The organism is Bradyrhizobium sp. 26S5, from assembly GCF_036923295.1.
GTDB classification, from domain to species: domain Bacteria; phylum Pseudomonadota; class Alphaproteobacteria; order Rhizobiales; family Xanthobacteraceae; genus Bradyrhizobium; species Bradyrhizobium septentrionale.
Map to the genome: position 1 here is coordinate 2,779,435 of NZ_CP145948.1, position 17,285 is coordinate 2,796,719.

The window sequence follows — 17,285 nt, forward strand, 5'->3', positions numbered from 1 at the left end:
GGCCGATTCCTCAACTCGACTGGCCGATCTTCAATCGATCGTTTACCGGGGCCGCATTTCCCGCCATGGCGAGGCGGCGAAATTCAGTTGGGGTTAAATTTGTCGCGGCCTTGAAGGCGCGGTTGAACGGCCCGATCGACTGGAAACCTGTGTCCATGGCAATTGTCAGCACCGGGACTTCTACTTGTTCGGGGTCGACCAGCGCTGCCTTGGCTTCCCCGATCCGGTAATGATTGAGAAACGCATTGAAATTGCGGTAGCCGAGGCCCTCATTGATGAGCTGCCGCAACCGGTAGTCCGGCACGCCCAACTCGGCGGATAGCAATCCAATCGTCAATCGCTCACGCCGGTAGATACGCTCGACGGTCATCAGCTGTTCCAACCGGCGCAAGAGAGCCGGTTCAATCGTGGCAGGCTTGCTCTGATCGTCAGACGCCTTGGCTGGCGCGCCGAAGCGGACATTTGTCGCGGGCAGCAGGATCGAACCTCCTCGCGTCCCCGCTTCTAGCAGATTCCATGCGCTCAAGCCGACCAACACGAACAGAGCGAGAACGTTGGCGACGCTAGTCATGGAAAAAGTGGGATTCGAGGGCTGCTGCAAGAAGCTCAAGTAAGAGTTGAGAACGATTTGGGCCGACGCCCCTATCAATACGACCAGCCGGAGCCCACGCCGGCCCTGCATCAGGTCCGCCGGCCAGGTGACAAGCGCCTGCGCTACCGCCAACAACGTTAGGCCGAGAGAGGTGAACGACAGCGTGCGTTCGATCGCAAGCTCGAGCGCGGCCGATCGTGTGATGCCGCTGGCGTCCAGCCATTGCGCGACGACGACGGCTGCCCACAAGACGCCATGCCAGAACCGCGGGACGAAATCATCGTCGAAGGCAGCACGCGCCCATAGCCAGAACACAACACAGTTCGCGCTGGACAACGCCAGTAGCAATAGGCCCCACCACGCAAACGGCCGCGGGAATGTCGGCGTCGAGCAGATCATCGAAGCCGCGGCGCCGATCGCGAGCGCGGCTCCCAGCAGTGCGGCAGTGCTGTCACGGCGATCGCGCAGCGCCAGGGCTGCGATCAGCAGACACAGTGCGACGACGGCGCCCCGTAACCCTAGATCGACCGACATCAAACCGTTGGTGCCCACGATCGGAAATACTCCGAATGCCATTGTTGAGCCGCGTAGGCTCGCTCATACGCCCTGGGCGCAACTGATGTCGAGTCGTCAGATAATCTCGAAGCGGCTACGAACTGAAAGAGCCCCGATCCGGCTCAGAAGTTGATGTCCGAAAGCCAGCTCGCAATGGCCACTTCGGGTTTTGGCCCGGCTCGGACCTTCCGCGATGTGCGCCTTTGGGCAGCTGTTGGAGGATGAGCGGACATCACACTGCGCCTTTCTCGGCTTCCCATTTTATGAGTACACGACCTGGGCTGCGGCCGCGAATAAGGCGCGTTCCCTCTCCCGCCTGCGGCGTGGAAGCGTCAGTTGCAGAAGCCCCCAAATGCCATATGCGATAGCCTTGGGGCGACGGGACGTTTGCGCAATTTCGGAATATTAGAAGAATGCCCCTGAGTTGCCCGACCTGTCAAGTTGCTTGGTCGAACGCTGGCCGCCGCCGGCTACTTTGCATGGGGTTGTTTTCGATATTTTGCCAGCGCCCCCCGCGGCGGCCCCATAACTCATATTGCTCTAGCCGCCTTTCACCGCGCCCGCGGTGAGCCCGGCGACGATCTGCCGTTGCGCCAGCACGGTGAGCAGCAGCACCGGCGCGGTCACGATCAGCGCGGCGGCGGCGAGCGGGCCCCAGCTCAGCTGGTCGAACGAGATCATGTTGTAGACCGCGACCGGCAGCGTGCGGGTCTCGCGCCCGGCCAGCACGATGCCGAACACAAAATTGTTCCAGGAAAAGATCACAGCGAGGATGAAGGCGACCGCGAGCCCGGGCCTGGCGATCGGCAGCGCGACATGGCGGAACACCTGCCAGCGCGTGGCGCCGTCGATCAGCGCGGCTTCCTCCAGCTCCAGCGGCGTGGTCTCGAAATAGCCGATCATGATCCAGATCACGATCGGCACCGTGACCACGAGATGGATGATGATCTGCGGCACCAGCGTGCCGAGCAGGCCGAGCCACTGGAACAGCAGGAACAGCGGGATCAGGTAGGACAGGCCCGGCGTGATGCGCGCGATCAGGATCACGATCGCCGACTTATGTGCGGCCATCCGCGCAATGCCGTAGCCGGCGGGCACGCCGACCAGCATCGCAAGGCCCGTGGCGCAGCCGGTGACAACAAGGCTGTTGGTGAAATAGGTCAGGAAGCGGTTGGAGGCGAACACGTCGGCGTAGTTCTTCCAGGCGAAATGCTCCGGGATGAACACCGGCGGATAGGAGGCGTTGTCGATCTCGAATTTCAGCGACAGCGAGGCCATCCAGAGGAAGAACAGGATCGCCGGCGAGACGATGACGAACACCGACAGCCACAGCCCGATCCGGCCCAGAATCTGACGCGGGTTCATGCGCCGTCTCCGAGCTCTGATGTCCACAGCATGCGCTTGCGTAAGTAAAGCAGCAGCGCTGCCAGCGCGACGATCAGAAGGAAGAACACCACCGCAATCGCCGAGCCGTAGCCGAGGTCGTAATAGACGAAGGCGACGCTGTAGAGATAGACGTTGATGGTTTCCGACGCCGAGCCCGGGCCGCCCTGCGTGATCGCGAAGATGATGTCGAAGCTTTTCACCGCATCGATCATGCGGATCATGCCGGCGATGAACAGGAACGGCATGATCAAAGGCAGCGTGATGAAGCGGAACACCTGCCAGAAATTGGCGCCGTCGATCTGCGCGCTCTCATAGGGCTCGGTCGGGATCGCGGCGAGGCCGCCGAGCACGATCAGCATCACCAGCGGCGTCCATTGCCAGGTCTCGACCAGCACCAGCGACGGGATCACGGTCGCCGGGTTGAACACCCAGAGCTGCGGCGGCAGGCCGACCAGCGACAGCAGGTAGTTCAGCACGCCAAGCTGCGGGTGGAACATCATGGTCCACACCAGCGCGATCGCCACCGGTGTCGCCATCATCGGCATGATGAAGATGCCGCGCCAGAAGCCGCGCGCGGCGAATTTCTGGTGAAACACCACCGCCGCCAGCGTGCCGAACACCAGCGGCAGCAGCACCGACAGCGCCGTGTAGGACAGCGTGTGCCCGACCGCCTCGACGAAGCGCGGATCGGTCGGCAGCCGCAAATAATTGGCGAGACCGACGAAGATGGTAGGCGAACCGACCTTCCACTCCTGCATGCTCATCCAGATCGTGAACACCCATGGAAAGATGATCACCGCCAGCACCACGACGAGCGCCGGAATCACGAACGGCCAGTAGGACGGCGGACGCCATTCACGCGCCGGCGCGGCATCTCCAGAGCCTCCGGCTCTGGAGTCTTGCTTTGACGCGTTTTCTTCACGCGAACCGGTACCCACTTCGCTTGAAAACGCTTTGGCCTCCGCCGCCGACTCAGCCTGTGTCACCACGCTCACGCTTTTTCGCTGCGCTCCAGGATCGGGCGGAATTGCTCGTGCGCCTTCTTCAGCTCGGTGGCGGGATCGGCGCCCGACAGCGTCGCGGTCAGCGCCGCACCGACGATGTCGCGGAATTCGGCGACCGGGATGATGACGGGCAGGCCGAGCTTCGAGATCTTGGCGGAGTCGATCACCGATTGCAGCCATTCCTTGGTCTTCACGCCCTTGGCGACCTCTGCATCGTCGACGATGGAGTTGCGGAACGGCACGCCGCCGCCGGCTTGCAGCAGGCGGGCGCCTTGTCCCCGCGAGACCACCCATTGGCAGAGCAGATAGGCGGCTTCCTTGTTCTTGCTCGCCGCAGCGATGCCGATGCCGTCGCCATAGGTCGAGGAGAACTTGCCCTTGGGTCCGGCGGGCACCAGTGTGTAGCCGACCTTGCCGACGACGCGCGAGGCGGCGGGGTCTTCCAGCGGCGGCGCCCAGCCGTCCGCGTCGATCCACATCGCCGAGCGTCCCTGTGTGAACGAGGCCATCGATTCCATCCAGTTGAAGCCGGCGACGCCGGGAGGCGCGGATTTCGTCAGCAGCCGCTGATAGAGCTTTGTCGCCTCGATCGCCTCGGGGCCATCGGTCAAAATGTTGCCCTTGGCATCGAGGAATTCGCCGCCAAAGTTCAGGTAGAAGTTGGTCCACATCGCCATGTTGGCGTTGCGCAGGCCGCGGCCGACGAAGCCGTAGATGCCTTCCTTCGGATCGGTCAGCTTTTCGGCGGCGACCGCCATCTCCTCCAGCGTCTTCGGGACCTCGACGCCCTTCTTCTGGAACAACTCCTTGTTGTAGTAGAGGATGAAATAGTCGACCGACCACGGCAGCGAGAACATCTGGCCCTTGTCGTTGCGCGCATATTGCAGGCCGGCCGCGGAGAAATCGCTTTCGATGAGGTCAGGCGGCGTGAGGCTCGGGTCCTTGAGATAGCCGCTCATGTCGGCGAGCCAGCCGCCCTTCTCGAATTGCCGCTTCTGCACGTGGTAGCTCAGGTGAACGACATCGAAGCTCGGCTTGCCCGAGGACAGCTCGATGACGCATTTCTGGCGCTGCTGCTGCTCGGGAATCTGCTCCGACTCGACCTTGATGCCGGAAAGCTCGGTGAATTCCTTGATGTACTTCTGCAGATTGTCGCCGCGCGGCCCCTTGGCGAGGATCACCTCGAGCGTGGTGCCGGAATATTTCTTCCAGTTGACCTCGGCGCGGGCTGGAAATCCGGTCAATCCAACCGCGCCGGCGGCGGCGGTGCCGGCCAGCATCTGCCGGCGCGAGATCAGGTGATGCGACATGTTTCTCTCCCAGGACGGTTCTTGTTTGGGAGGGATACTAGCGTCTCGACTTGCTGTGCCTAGCCCCCACATGCGCGGCGCCGCTGCATAACGCTGCGCCGCGCATGGTATGGCAGCTATGCCTTGACGAAGGCGAGCAGGGTGCCGTTGCCGGCAGCCGGCGGCACGGTGATGCTGCTGCCGCTCTTCACGCCGGTTGCGGCCAGTGCTTTCTCGGTCGCCGCCAGGTCGGCCGCGATCACGAGGCCGGCGCCGCCGCGCTCAGGCAGCCCATCCAGCGATACGCCGGGGTAGCGCTTGCCGAGTTGATCCCTGGTCAGGAACACGAAGTCAGCGCGGTCGCCGCCGGATGGCACCGCAACGGCGCCGTCGGCATCGTGCCCGACTGCGATATCGATCATCTTGGAGAGATGCGCGGCATCGGTCGCGGGATCGGGCGAGACGATCAGCACCTGCTTGAGGCGTTTTGCCCCATTGGCGTGCGTCATCAATTCGGGAATCCACACCGTCTCGCGCGTCTTGTGCTGGCAGGCGAAGATGCGGACGCCGCCCGGCGCTTCCGCGGTCGGCCACTGGAAGGTGCGGAATTTCGCGGCGGAGACGGTGCCGTTCGGCAGCGTCACCGGCCGTTCGAAATCGGTCGGCCCGACCGGCACATAGCCGCGCGCGCGAATCTCCTCGGCACCGGCGGCGGAATCCACCGCGGTGAATGCGATGCGTTCGATGCCTTCGCCGCGCTTCTCGAGGAAGGCGCGCGCCGGAGCATTGTGTTCTGTCGGCGTCAGCACGCCGAGCAATTCCATGTAATCGGGATCGAACATGATGGTGTAATTTCCCGATCCCATATGCGCGCTGTGGGTGCCGCGCGGCGACACGGTGAAGCCGAGCCGCTTGTAATTCTCGGCGGCCTTGTCGAGGTCCTTGACCATGACCACGGCGTGATCGATTCCGATGACGTTCTTGAGTGCCACTTCTTGTCTTCCCGGCTGGAATGAGGGATTGGCTTTTGTTTTGACGCGTTTTCTTCACGCGAACCGGTATCCACTTCGCTCGAAAACGCTATAAATCTAACCAGAACGCGCAGGCCCCTGCAAGAAAGGATCATGATGAACAGCAATGCCGTGCGCTGGCCCAATTCGCTCTGGGCAGCGGTGACGCCGCCGGGCCCTGATTGTCCCGAACTGACCGGCGCGCAGCAGGCCGATGTCGTCATCATCGGCGGGGGCTTCACTGGTCTATCGACCGCGCTGCATCTGCGCGAGGCCAATGTCGACGTCGCGATCGTCGAGGCCGCCGAGCCGGGCTGGGGCGCCTCCGGCCGCAACAACGGCCAGGTGATCCCGACGCTGTCGCGCCCAGATCCCGATGACATCATTGCGAGGCACGGCGCGGCCGGCGAGCGCTTCGTCGCGATGCTGCGCGACAGTGCGTCCATGCTGTTCGACGTCGTCAGGCGCTACAGCATCGCGGCCGAGCAGGAGCAGGCCGGCTGGGTGCAGCCGGTGCATTCGCCCGGCCGCATCAAGATCGCGGAGCGGCGGGTGCAGCAATGGTCGAAATTCGGCGCGCCGGTCGAACTGCTGTCGCGCGATCAGACCAGGGACATGCTCGGCTCGGATTCGTGGTACGGCGGCTTCTGGAACAGGAGCGGCGGTCACATCAATCCGCTGGCGCTGGCGCGCGGCCTTGCGCGCACCGTGCTCGGCCTCGGTGCGCGTATCTACGCCCGTTCGCCGGCGCTCAGTTTCGAGCGCCGCGGCGATCGCTGGGTGGTGAAGACCGAGCAGGGCGAAATCTCCGGCCGCGCGCTGGTGGTCGCGACCAATGCCTATAGCGGCGAGTTCACGAAATCGCTGGTGCCGGAGATCGCAACCGAGGTGATGCCGGTGCTGTCCTGGCAGATGGCGACCCAGCCGCTGTCGGACAATGTTCGCAAGACCATCATCCCCGCCAGGCAGGCGATGTCGGACACCCATGGCGAACTGTATTTCGCGCGCTACGACGCCCGCAATCGCCTGGTCACCGGCGGCGCCGTGCTCGGCCCGGGAGACAAGACCGGGCGGCTCAAGGCGCGGGTGGCCGAGCGGTTGCAGCTGATATGGCCGCAGATCGGCGACGTCTCCTTCGACTATGTCTGGAACGGCTATGTCGGGATGACGGCGGATTTCCTGCCGCGCATGCACCGGCTGGGACCGAACGCCTATGGCTGGACCGGCTGCAACGGCCGCGCTGTCGCGCTGACGATTCCGCTCGGCCGCGAATTGGCGCGGGCGGTGCAGGGCGTGCCGGAAAGCGAGCTGGCGCTGCCGTTCACGGAGCCGGTGCAGTACATGGCGCACGGATTGCTGCGCAAGCTCGCGCCCTGGATGCTGGTGCTCTACCGGCTCCGCGATGCGCAGGAGCCGGTCAAGGGCGATCGCTTCGAATTGCTGCGCTGGGCGGAGTATTTCCTCGCCTCGCGCCGGTCGCGGTGACGCGGATCAACGCCGCGCCAAGCGCGCGAGATATAGAGCATGGAGGGGCCAGCCGCCCGAGGCGAGGACTGGTCAGGCAACACCGTGCTCCAAAGAATGGGAGCCCAAACTGGTCCGGTGGAACGCCGCGATCACGAGGATTCCGCCGTTGGCGGATAGCGTTGTGGAAACCCCGACGCGACGCAGGCATTATTGCCATATACCGATTCCTGGGAGGTGGGCATGGCGAGGAAGCGCATTGGTATTCTCACGGGCGGCGGAGACGTCCCCGGCCTTAACGCGGTGATCAAGAGCGTGACTTATCGCGGCAGCGAGGACGACATCGAGGTTGTCGGTCTCCGCCGCGGCTGGGAAGCCCTCACACACCTGAACCTCGACGACCCGGCCAGCAAGTCCCATTACATCATCCCGCTGAACCGCGAAAACACGCGCGTCATCGACCGGCGCGGCGGCACCGTGCTGCACTCGAGCCGCACCAATCCCTCCAAAATGAAGAAGTTGCCCGATCATCTCGCGGGCCACGACTTTCCGGTTTCCCGGAGCACCAAGGGTGGCATCGCAACCACGACGTGGGACCTCACCAGTGAGGTGCTGGCGAATCTCGCGGGGCTCGGTATCGAACATCTGATCGCCATCGGCGGCGACGATACTCTCAGCTACGCGGACAAGCTCAACGGGCGAGGCGTCAAGATCATTGCCATCCCGAAGACGATGGACAACGACGTTCGCAACACCGAATACTGCATCGGCTTCTCGACCGCGATCACCCGTGCCAGCGATGCCATCCAGCGCCAGCGCACCACCGTCGGCTCGCACGAGCGAATTGGCATTTTCCGCGTCTTTGGTCGCGATGCCGGCTTTACGGCACTCTATACCGCATACGCAACCTCGATCCGATGCGCCATACCGGAGTACAAGGTCAATCTCGACAAACTGATCCAGCTTCTCCTCGATGATAAGCACCGCAACCCAAGCAACTACGCGCTGATCGTGCTCAGCGAGGGCGCCGAGTGGGAGGGCTACAAGGTGCAGGAATTCGGCGAGCCTGACGCCTACGGTCACCGCAGGAAGGCGAGCGTGGCCGAAGCGTTCGCGGACGAGATCAAGCGGCGCACCGGCGAGGAGACCATCGTCTCTGACCTCACCTACGACCTGCGGTCAGGCGATCCGGACTTCATCGACAAGCTTGTGGCGCTGACGTTCGGCAACATGGCTTACGATGCAATCCTGGAAGGCAAGACCGGCCTCATGTCGGCGCTGGTCGAGGGCCGCTACGACCTCGTGCCGATCCCTGACGCCAAGCTCGGGCCGCGCAAATTGGACGTCGCAAGCGCGTACAACACGGAGCGCTACCGTCCTCTCTATTCCAACAAGCGGGGCTTGCCGATCTTTCTCAACCGCGCTTTCTAGCGCGGCAGGTGGTAACCCCATCGAGCATGGCTGGCCATTCCGAATGTGTCGTTGGCGCGCATCGACACAAGCCGGCAGCGGGGCCATAATCCCGCGTGGGATCCTGCACAGGGAACCTGTCGCACCACACAACGTTCTTTTTGCGAATGAGCGCGCCGTCGCCGGCGCAGCGAGCGCCGAGGCGAAGGCGCTGAGCTGCGGTCGGAGGGATGCTCATGAAACTCACAATTTCGGTCATCAAGGCTGACATTGGCTCCGTTGGGGGCCATACGAAACCATCTGCGCGCATGATGGCGGCTGTCGAAGGGGAGGTCGCGAAAGCGATCGACAACGGTCTCCTGATCGACGGTTTCGTCCGCCATACCGGCGACGATATTGCGATTATCATGACACACACGCGGGGCGAAGGGAGCTCCGAGGTCCATCAATTCGCCTGGAAGACGTTTCTCGCGGCCGCTGCGGTTGCGAAGACCTCCGGGCTCTACGGCGCCGGCCAGGATCTTCTCGTCGACGCCCCTTCCGGAAACGTTCGCGGCGCGGGTCCGGCCGTCGCCGAACTCAGCTTCGACCACAGCCTCTCGGGCGCGAGACCCGCGGAGTCCTTCATGGTGTTCGCCGCCGACAAATGCGGCCCTGGCGCCTACAACCTGCCGCTCTATCTGGCCTTTGCCGATCCCATGTATTGCGCCGGGCTAATGCTGCCCCCGATGATCAAGGGCTTCCGTTTCCATATCATCGATATGGACAACACGGCCGGCGACAGCGTGATCGAACTCGATGCGCCCGCGGACGGCTACCACATTGCGGCGCTGCTTCGCGACAACGAGCGCTTCGGCATTGATCGCATCGTCTCGAAAACCTATGGCGAGGTCGCCGTCGCCGTTTCGGCACAGCGCCTTCACTCCATCGCGGGCAAGTACACCGGCAAGGATGATCCGGTCGCGATCGTCAGGAACCAGGGCATTTTCGCGGCGCCCGAAGAAATCATCTCGCCATTCGCCAAGGCGCACTTCGTGGGCGGCGATGCGCGCGGCTCGCATGTGATGCCGCTCATGCCCGTGCCGCTCAACACCCCGGTGACGGGGATGTACTGCCTGCCGATCGTTTCCTGCGTCGGCTTCTCGGTCGACCGGGACGGGAAGTTTTCGGAGTCTTATACCGATTTCTTTGACAACCTTGCGTGGGACGAGGTCCGCCAGCGCGCCCAGCGCAAGGCGATCGAGATGCGCAGCCAGGGCTGGTCCGGTGCCGCGATGCTACCCTATTCCGAGTTGGAATATGGCGGCTTCCGCGACACGGTATCCGGATTGCTGAAGCGCTTCCGGCTGCGCGAGGAGTCCAAGCCACAAGCGGCGGAGTAGGGCCGCGCGTGCCCGGCTACACGGTTGCGGTGTCGTGCTCGCGCGCGAACGCGCCGCCGGGGATCGCCGCGAGCAGCGCCTGGGTATAGGGATGCTGCGGTTGGCCGAACACCTCGGCCGTCAGCCCTTGCTCGACCACGGCGCCGTCCTTCATCACGGCGACAAGATCGCAGATCTGCGCGGCAACCCGCAAATCGTGGGTGATGAAGATGATGGAGAGGCCAAGCTGCTGGCGCAGCCCGGCAAGCAGCTTCAGCACCTGTGCCTGCACCGAGACGTCGAGCGCCGAGACCGGCTCGTCGGCGACCAGCACGTCCGGCTTCAGCGCCAGCGCCCGCGCAAGCCCGATGCGCTGCCGCTGCCCGCCGGAGAATTCGTGCGGGAAGCGGTCGCCGGCGGATGGGTCGAGGCCGACCAGTTCGAACAGCTTTCGTGCTTCCGCGATCGCCGTGGTGCGGTCGGTGCCGTGCACGATCGGTCCTTGCGCCACCAGCTCGGCCGCCTTGCGGCGCGGGTTGAGCGAGGCGAAGGGATCCTGGAACACCATCTGGATGTGGCGGGTCTCGCGGCGTACTTCCTCGCGCGTCAGCTTCGCCCAATCCTTGCCGTCGAGCACGATCGATCCGGTGTCGGGATCGATCAGCCGCACGATGCAGCGGGCGAGCGTCGATTTGCCCGAGCCGGACTCACCGACGATGCCGAGCGTCGCGCCGCGCGGCAGATGCAGCGAGACGTTTTTCACAGCTTCCGTGACCCGCGCGCCGCGGCCGAGGAGGCCGCCGGTGCGGTAGGTTTTCGAGACGCTCTCAATGGTCAGGATGTCCTTGCCGGAGAGGATGCGCGGTGGCGGCGCCTTCAGCGGCGGGACCGCGGATATCAATTGCTTCGTGTAGGCATGCTGCGGATCGTTCAGCACCTCGTCGGCCGTGCCTTGCTCGACGATCGCGCCATGCTGCATCACCACGACGCGGTCGGCGATCTCGGCGACCACGCCGAAATCATGGGTGATGAACAGCACCGCGGTCTTCTTGCGCTGCTGCAGATCGCGGATCAGCTTCAGGATCTGCGCCTGCGTCGTGACGTCGAGCGCGGTGGTCGGCTCGTCGGCGATCAAAAGCTTGGGGTCGAGCGCCAGCGCCATCGCGATCATGGCGCGCTGGCGCTGGCCGCCGGAGAGCTCGTGCGGATAGGCCTTTGCGGCAGCCTTGGGGTCGGGGATGCGGACGTCCTCGAGCAGCGCTTGCACCCGCGCAGCGATCTCGGCCTTGGACAGGGCGGTGTGGATCGCAAACATCTCGCCGATCTGGTCGCCGATGGTGCGCAGCGGATTGAGCGCCGTCATCGGCTCCTGGAAGATCATCGCAATCCCGGCGCCGCGCACCTCGCGCATCTCTGCGGCATCGGCCGCGCAGAGGTCGCGGCCGTCGAACATCATCCGGCCCTGTTCGATGGTCACCTCATTCGGCAGCAGCCGCATGATGGCGTTCGCCATCATCGATTTGCCGGAGCCGGACTCGCCGACCACGCAGAGGATCTCATTCGATGCAATCGACAGGGAAACGTCGGACAGCGCCTGCGGCCGGTCGGCGCCTTTGGGCAGGCGCACCGTCAGTCCGTCGAGCGAAAGGACCGTCTCGCTCATCGGCTCTTCAGCCTCGGATTGAGCGCATCGTTGAGGCCCTGGCCGACCAGCGACACCGCCAGCACGGTGACGAGGATCGCGATGCCCGGGATGGCCGAGACGTACCATTGCACCCGGAGCACATCGCGGCCGAGCCCGATCAAATTGCCCCAGGACGCGACGTTGGGGTCGGACAGCCGCAGGAACGCCAGCGCGCTTTCCAAGAGGATCGCGACCGCCATCACCACGCTGGCATAGACGATCACAGGTGGCAGTGCGTTGGGCAGGATCTCGCCGAGGATCAGCTGGACGTCCTTCATGCCGAGCGTCTTGCCCGCCTGCACGAATTCGCGGTTGCGCAGTGACAGGAATTCGGCGCGGGTCAGCCGCGCCGGCGCCGGCCACGACACCACGCCGACCGCAATTGTCACCGTGGTCAGCGTCGAGCCGAACACCGCGACCAGCACCAGCAGCAGCACGAAGTTCGGCAGGGTCTGGAATGCCTCGGTGATCCGCATCAGCACATTGTCGACCCAGCCGCCGTAATAGCCGGCGAAGGCGCCGACCAGGATGCCGATCAGGATCGCGATCACGGTGGCGACCCCGCCGATCAGCAGCGAGATCCGCGCGCCGTAAAAGATTTGAGCTGCGATGTCGCGGCCGGAATTGTCGGTGCCGAGCAGGAAGCGTGGGTTGGAAAACGGCCAGACCAGCGGCCGGCCCGCCAAAGCGAGGGGATCCCGCGGATAGAGAATGCCCGCGCTAACAGCCATCGCGATCACGAGCAGCAGCAGGATCAGGCCGATCACCGCGGCCGGGCTGCGGAAGTAGCGTTTCATCGCGTCCATCGTCAGCCCTCCGCCGCGATGCGCGGATCGAGCCGCGCGTAGAGCAGGTCGACGACGAAGTTCACGACGATGACGAGCAGCGCGGACACGAAGACGATGCCGAGCAGGGTGTTCAGGTCGCGCTGCACCACCGATTCATAGGCAAGCCGGCCAAGGCCGGGCAAAGAGAACACGCTCTCCACCACGACCGAGCCGCCGAGCATGGTGCCGGCCTGCAGTCCGATCAGCGTCACCATCGGCAGCAGCGCGTTGCGCAGCACGTGGCGGGTGATGACATGTGTCTCGTCGAGCCCCTTGGCGCGGGCGGTGCGGACGAAATCGAGGTTCAGCACCTCCAGCATCGAGGCCCGCATGATGCGCAGATAGATCGCGAGGAAGATCAGCCCGAGCGTCAGCGTCGGCAGCACGAGGTGCGCCGCGATATCGAGCACGCCCCGGATTCCGGTCTGCACCGTGCCGATATCCTGGAAGCCGCCGGATGGCAGCCATTGCAGATAGACCGAGAACACCACGATCGCCATCAGCCCGAACCAGAACGAGGGGGTGGCGTAGAAGATCAGGCCGAGGGTGGAGATCATGGTATCCGGCCAGCGGTTGACGCCACGCGCGGCGATCACGCCGAACAGCAGGCCGAAGAAGAACGCGAACGACAGCGACGCAGTCATCAGCAGGATGGTCGGCGGCAGCCGTTCCAGGATCACGGTCGCCACCGGCTTGCCGTAGATCGAGGAGAAGCCGAGATCGAGCCGCACCAGCCGCCACAGATAGTTGGCGAGCTGCGCCGGCACCGAGAGGTCGAGCCCGTAGAACTTGCGCAATTCCTTTGCAGTCGCGGCATCGCCGCCGCCCATCTGCGCCATCAGCGCATCGACGGTGTCGCCCGGCGCGAGCTGCAACAGCAGGAACACGCCGATCAGGATCAGGAACAAGGTCGGGATCGAGGCGGCAAGCCGCCGCCCCGCAAGGCTCAGGATACGCATGCGTTATCTATAGCGCTTTCGAACGAAGTGGACACGGGGGCGCGTCGGATTGGGCTCTGCCTCTCGCTTACCTCGCCCCGCTTACGGGGAGAGGTCGGATCGCATGCAGCGAAGCGAAATGCGATCCGGGTGAGGGGGTACAGGTCTATCGTAGATTAATCCGGCGGAGAGAGCCCCTCACCCCAACCCTCTCCCCGCAAGAGCGGGGCGAGGGAGAAGGCAACACCGCCTTGGCCGGAAGCGGCCTCAGGCACTGAGCCAAAGATCGTGCCAGCTCGCCGAGCCCCAGCGCGGCGTGTTGGAGTGGTTGCGCGCCTTTGCCGTGATCACGGTGACGAAGATCTGCTCGATCGGCATCCAGACCGGCAGCTCGGTGTTCACCTCCTTGACGAAGTCGGCATAGAGCGCCTTGCGCTTGGCCGGATCGACTTCGGTCGCGGCATCGTCGATGGTCTTGTCGACGGTCTTGTCCTCCCAGCCCCATTGGTTGGTCCACGGCGCGCCCTTGGGCTGGCCGGAGCGGTACCACACCGTGGTGGAGACCGCGGGGTCGTTGCGGTACTGGTGCCAGCCGGTCGCGAGATCGAAGGCGTGCTCGTCATAGACTTGCTTGAGGAAACCGCCGCCGTCGTTGCGCACGATATCGACCTGGATGCCGACTTCTCCCAGCGACTGCTGGATGAAGGTCGACCACAGCGAGATGTCCTCGCCCCACGGCGCCGGCAGCAATTTGAGCGAGAAGCGGTTGCCGCCGGAGGCCTTGAAGCCGGCCTCGTCGAGCAGCGTGATCGCCTTGGCCTTGTCGTATGGATATTGCGGCGTGTTGGGGCCGGGATAGAAGTCGGTCGAGGTCGAGGGGATCGGGCCGGTGCCGAGCTTGGCGAAATCGCCGAGGAAATTGTCGATGAAGAACGGCACGTTGATCGCGTGCGCGATGGCGCGGCGGGCGCGGATGTCGGACAGTTCCTTGCGGCGGAAGTTGAACTCGATGGTGTTGGTGCGGGCGTTGCCCTCATTGCCCTTGGTCGCGACGATGAAGCGCTTGTCCTTGCCGAGCCGCGCCATGTCCGAGATCGTCAGCCCCGAGAACGGGCTGTAGTGCAACTCGCCGGCCTCCATCTGCGCGGCCGCGGCGGCGCGGTCGGTGATCACCTTCCAGACGATGCGGTCGAGATAGGGCGCGTTCGGCCGCCAATAGTCCGGGTTGCGGTCGGCGATGATGTATTGCCCGCGCTCATATTTGACGAATTTGAACGGGCCGGTGCCGACCGGCGCCAGATTGGTCGGGTTCTGCCTGATGTCGCCGCTCTCATAGAGATGTTTTGCGGAGACATAGCCGAGGTCGGGCAGGGCGCGCAGCAGGAGGTTCAGCGGCATCGGCCGCTCGTAGCGGAAGATCGCGGTCTGCGGATCGGGCGTATCGACCGCGGTGAGGAAGAGCTGCAGCGTCGATCCGTAGTTGAGGATCTTCTTCCACATGTTCATCGCGGTGAAGGCGACGTCTTCCGAGGTGAACGGCTTGCCGTCGTGCCAGGTGACGCCCTTGCGCAGCTTGAAGGTGACGGTCTTGCCGTCAGGTGCCGCCTCCCAGCTCTCGGCGAGCACGCCGACCGGCTGTCCCTGGGCGTCGAGGTCGACCAGATTCTCCTGAATCTTGCCGCCGATGATGTAGACGCCGGTCGAGGCCTGGATGCTCGGGTTGAGCTGGCGCTGCTCGGCGCCGTAATGGACGTTGAACACGCCGCCCTTGCGCGGTGTTTCCTGCGCGAATGCCCGCATCGGATTGATGACATTGGCCGCAATCGCGGCCGAGGTCAGCAGGGCCGTGCGGCGGTTGATCTCAAGGCGGGTCAAATCCATACGCGGGTCTCCAAGGCTTACATAAAGGCTTGCATCGGCCGGCCAGCTGGTCGGTCGTGGCGGCCTTTGACGATGTTACGATGGAATGGGAACCCGAGTCATTTTCTAATGCCTCGCCCTTTTGGAGGATCATTTCCGAAACCTGAAGTGGCGTGTCGCAGCGCGTCGCAACCCGAATTGCGCGCCGCATTGTCGCTCCCGGACGCTTCAAGATGTGTGCGGTGATTCTCTCGGGGGCCTGTTTCGGGAGCCCCGAAGCCGCGCAAACCCTGTAATTTTAGGGGTCGGAAGCGCCTTGACTTGAAAAAACACTGGAAAAATCCCTGATTCGGGGGCTGTCCACAGCGATATTGCTGTGGGGAGTGCAGAAAACACTGTTTTTCTCGGCGTTTTCCGCCATATCGTGCCCATTCCAGAATCAATGGAGCAACCATGGCTACCCAATTGTCGAAGTCGCAAGTGATCGAGAAGATCGCGACCACCACCGAACTCTCCAAGCGCGACGTCAAGAACGTCTTGGACTCGCTTGTCGATGTCGGCCACAAGGAGCTGAAGAAGGCCGGGGTATTCCTCGTCCCCGGCTTCGCGAAGTTCGTTGTCGTCAAGAAGCCTGCGACCAAGGCGCGCAAGGGCACCAACCCCTTCACCGGCGAAGAGATGATGTTCAAGGCCAAGCCGGCCCGGAAGATCGTCCGCGCACGGCCGGTCAAGGCCGCCAAGGACGCGGTTTAAGATGAAAGGCCTCCGGTGACGGAGGCCTTTTGCTTTTGAGCCGTCGCTTCCTGCCGTAGGTTGCCAGCCGCGTTTTCGAGCGAAGTGGACACCGGTTCGCGTGAAGAAAACGCGCCAAAGCAAAATCTGGAGCTTCGGTTCTGGTTGAACCTGAACCGGAGCTCTAGACCACCGGCGATCGGCCACCATCGACATTGATGGCGGTACCGGTGATGTAGGAGCCTTGCTCCGAGGCCAGGAAGCAGGCGAGGTTGGCGAACTCCTCCGCCGTGCCGATGCGGCCGAGCGGCGTGCCCTTGGCAAGGCCTTTGGCGAACTCCCCGAAATCCGTGTCCGGCGCCTGGGCAGCATGCCGCTTGACCCATTGATCGCTCATGATCAGGCCGACCAGCAGCGCATTCACCAGGATGTTGTGCTCGCCGCCTTCGTTGGCCATCACCTTGGTCAGCGCCATGCCGGCGGCGCGCGACACCGAGGTCGGCGCGGAATTGCCGGCCGGCGCCTTGGCGAAGGTGTTGAGCACGTTGATGATGCGGCCCCATTTGCGCTGCTTCATGCCGCCCCACACCAGCCGGCTGAATCGGATCGCGGCAAACAGTTTCAGGTCGAGGTCCTCCTGCCAGGCCTCGTCGCTGATGCTCTCGAAGGCCAGCGTGCGCGCCGTGCCGGCGTTGTTGACCAGCACGTCGATATTGCCGAGATCGGCGACGATCTGGTCATGGGCTTTGGTGATGTCGGCCGCCTTCGCGACGTCGCAGACGTAATCGCGTACCACGAGGCCGTCCTTGGCAAGAGCCTCGCGCGCCGCGGCGAGATCGGCGGCGCCGCGGGCGAGGATCGCGACCTTGGCGCCGGATTCCGCAAACCGCCGCGCCACCGCGATGCCGATGCCCTTGCTGCCGCCGGTGACCACGGCGACGCGGTGTTTCATTGATAGGTTCATTGTTGTTCTCCCTGGGCATGATCCCGGGGAGAACGCTATCAAACCGACAATGCGACCAACAAGGTCATGCAGAGCAGGTGTGCCGTGACGATTAGTGCGAGATGGAGCGGGCCGGACATCGGAGGTCTCCATTGTGGGGCGCGGTGGGGCACTCCGCGAGGTGAGCACCGCCGCCTAGACTCCCTCCCCCTGAAAGGGGGAGGGCGGCG

14 protein-coding genes are annotated in these 17,285 nt (G+C 64.0%); 4 read left to right on the forward strand and 10 right to left on the reverse strand.

Features of this window, described 5'->3' with window-relative positions:
• Window positions 1–10: 10 nt before the first annotated feature.
• The 5 genes from V5279_RS12980 to V5279_RS13000 all read right to left on the reverse strand — a co-directional run bounded on the left by V5279_RS12980 (window position 11) and on the right by V5279_RS13000 (window position 5,818).
• Window positions 11–1,168: an AraC family transcriptional regulator gene (locus tag V5279_RS12980; protein WP_338697845.1), complete on the reverse strand. Its 1,158-nt coding sequence runs from the start codon at window positions 1,166–1,168 to the stop codon at window positions 11–13.
• Between the two features lie 519 nt (window positions 1,169–1,687).
• Window positions 1,688–2,512, reverse strand: coding sequence for a carbohydrate ABC transporter permease (locus V5279_RS12985; RefSeq protein WP_166297991.1), 825 nt, complete (start codon window positions 2,510–2,512; stop codon window positions 1,688–1,690).
• On the reverse strand, window positions 2,509–3,360 hold the full coding sequence (locus V5279_RS12990) for a carbohydrate ABC transporter permease (RefSeq protein ID WP_224741504.1): 852 nt from the start codon (window positions 3,358–3,360) through the stop codon (window positions 2,509–2,511). The genes V5279_RS12985 and V5279_RS12990 overlap by 4 nt, the downstream gene beginning before the upstream one ends.
• Window positions 3,361–3,524: 164 nt before the next feature.
• Window positions 3,525–4,847, reverse strand: a complete 1,323-nt coding sequence (locus V5279_RS12995; RefSeq protein ID WP_338697849.1) for a sugar ABC transporter substrate-binding protein — start codon at window positions 4,845–4,847, stop codon at window positions 3,525–3,527.
• 116 nt (window positions 4,848–4,963) lie between these two features.
• Window positions 4,964–5,818, reverse strand: a complete 855-nt coding sequence (locus tag V5279_RS13000) for a VOC family protein (RefSeq protein ID WP_338697851.1) — start codon at window positions 5,816–5,818, stop codon at window positions 4,964–4,966.
• Window positions 5,819–5,953: 135 nt separating this feature from the next.
• On the opposite strand from V5279_RS13000, the gene V5279_RS13005 reads away from it, so the two are divergent.
• The 3 genes from V5279_RS13005 to V5279_RS13015 all read left to right on the forward strand — a co-directional run bounded on the left by V5279_RS13005 (window position 5,954) and on the right by V5279_RS13015 (window position 10,092).
• Window positions 5,954–7,321, forward strand: coding sequence for an FAD-dependent oxidoreductase (locus V5279_RS13005; protein WP_338701147.1), 1,368 nt, complete (start codon window positions 5,954–5,956; stop codon window positions 7,319–7,321).
• Window positions 7,322–7,543: 222 nt separating this feature from the next.
• Window positions 7,544–8,731: a 6-phosphofructokinase gene (locus V5279_RS13010; RefSeq protein ID WP_338697853.1), complete on the forward strand. Its 1,188-nt coding sequence runs from the start codon at window positions 7,544–7,546 to the stop codon at window positions 8,729–8,731.
• Window positions 8,732–8,946: 215 nt separating this feature from the next.
• Window positions 8,947–10,092 (forward strand): fructose-1,6-bisphosphatase, encoded by a 1,146-nt coding sequence (locus tag V5279_RS13015; protein WP_338697855.1) that lies wholly within the window; start codon window positions 8,947–8,949, stop codon window positions 10,090–10,092.
• A gap of 16 nt (window positions 10,093–10,108) precedes the next feature.
• Here V5279_RS13015 and V5279_RS13020 read toward each other — a convergent pair whose 3' ends face one another.
• The 4 genes from V5279_RS13020 to V5279_RS13035 all read right to left on the reverse strand — a co-directional run bounded on the left by V5279_RS13020 (window position 10,109) and on the right by V5279_RS13035 (window position 15,401).
• Complete coding sequence (locus V5279_RS13020) at window positions 10,109–11,734, reverse strand: ABC transporter ATP-binding protein (protein ID WP_338697857.1); 1,626 nt, start codon at window positions 11,732–11,734, stop codon at window positions 10,109–10,111.
• Entirely contained in the window at window positions 11,731–12,561 is an 831-nt protein-coding gene (locus tag V5279_RS13025) for an ABC transporter permease (protein WP_338697859.1), read from the reverse strand. The genes V5279_RS13020 and V5279_RS13025 overlap by 4 nt, the downstream gene beginning before the upstream one ends.
• 2 nt (window positions 12,562–12,563) lie before the next feature.
• Entirely contained in the window at window positions 12,564–13,541 is a 978-nt protein-coding gene (locus V5279_RS13030) for an ABC transporter permease (RefSeq protein WP_166203220.1), read from the reverse strand.
• 246 nt (window positions 13,542–13,787) lie between these two features.
• Complete coding sequence (locus V5279_RS13035) at window positions 13,788–15,401, reverse strand: ABC transporter substrate-binding protein (protein WP_338697863.1); 1,614 nt, start codon at window positions 15,399–15,401, stop codon at window positions 13,788–13,790.
• A 432-nt stretch (window positions 15,402–15,833) separates the two neighbouring features.
• On the opposite strand from V5279_RS13035, the gene V5279_RS13040 reads away from it, so the two are divergent.
• Window positions 15,834–16,133 carry an HU family DNA-binding protein gene (locus V5279_RS13040; RefSeq protein WP_021077434.1) on the forward strand — a complete coding sequence of 100 codons (300 nt, stop codon included), beginning with the start codon at window positions 15,834–15,836 and terminating at the stop codon, window positions 16,131–16,133.
• A 163-nt stretch (window positions 16,134–16,296) separates the two neighbouring features.
• Here V5279_RS13040 and V5279_RS13045 read toward each other — a convergent pair whose 3' ends face one another.
• Window positions 16,297–17,076 carry an SDR family oxidoreductase gene (locus V5279_RS13045; protein WP_166297982.1) on the reverse strand — a complete coding sequence of 260 codons (780 nt, stop codon included), beginning with the start codon at window positions 17,074–17,076 and terminating at the stop codon, window positions 16,297–16,299.
• Between the last annotated feature and the right edge of the window lie 209 nt (window positions 17,077–17,285).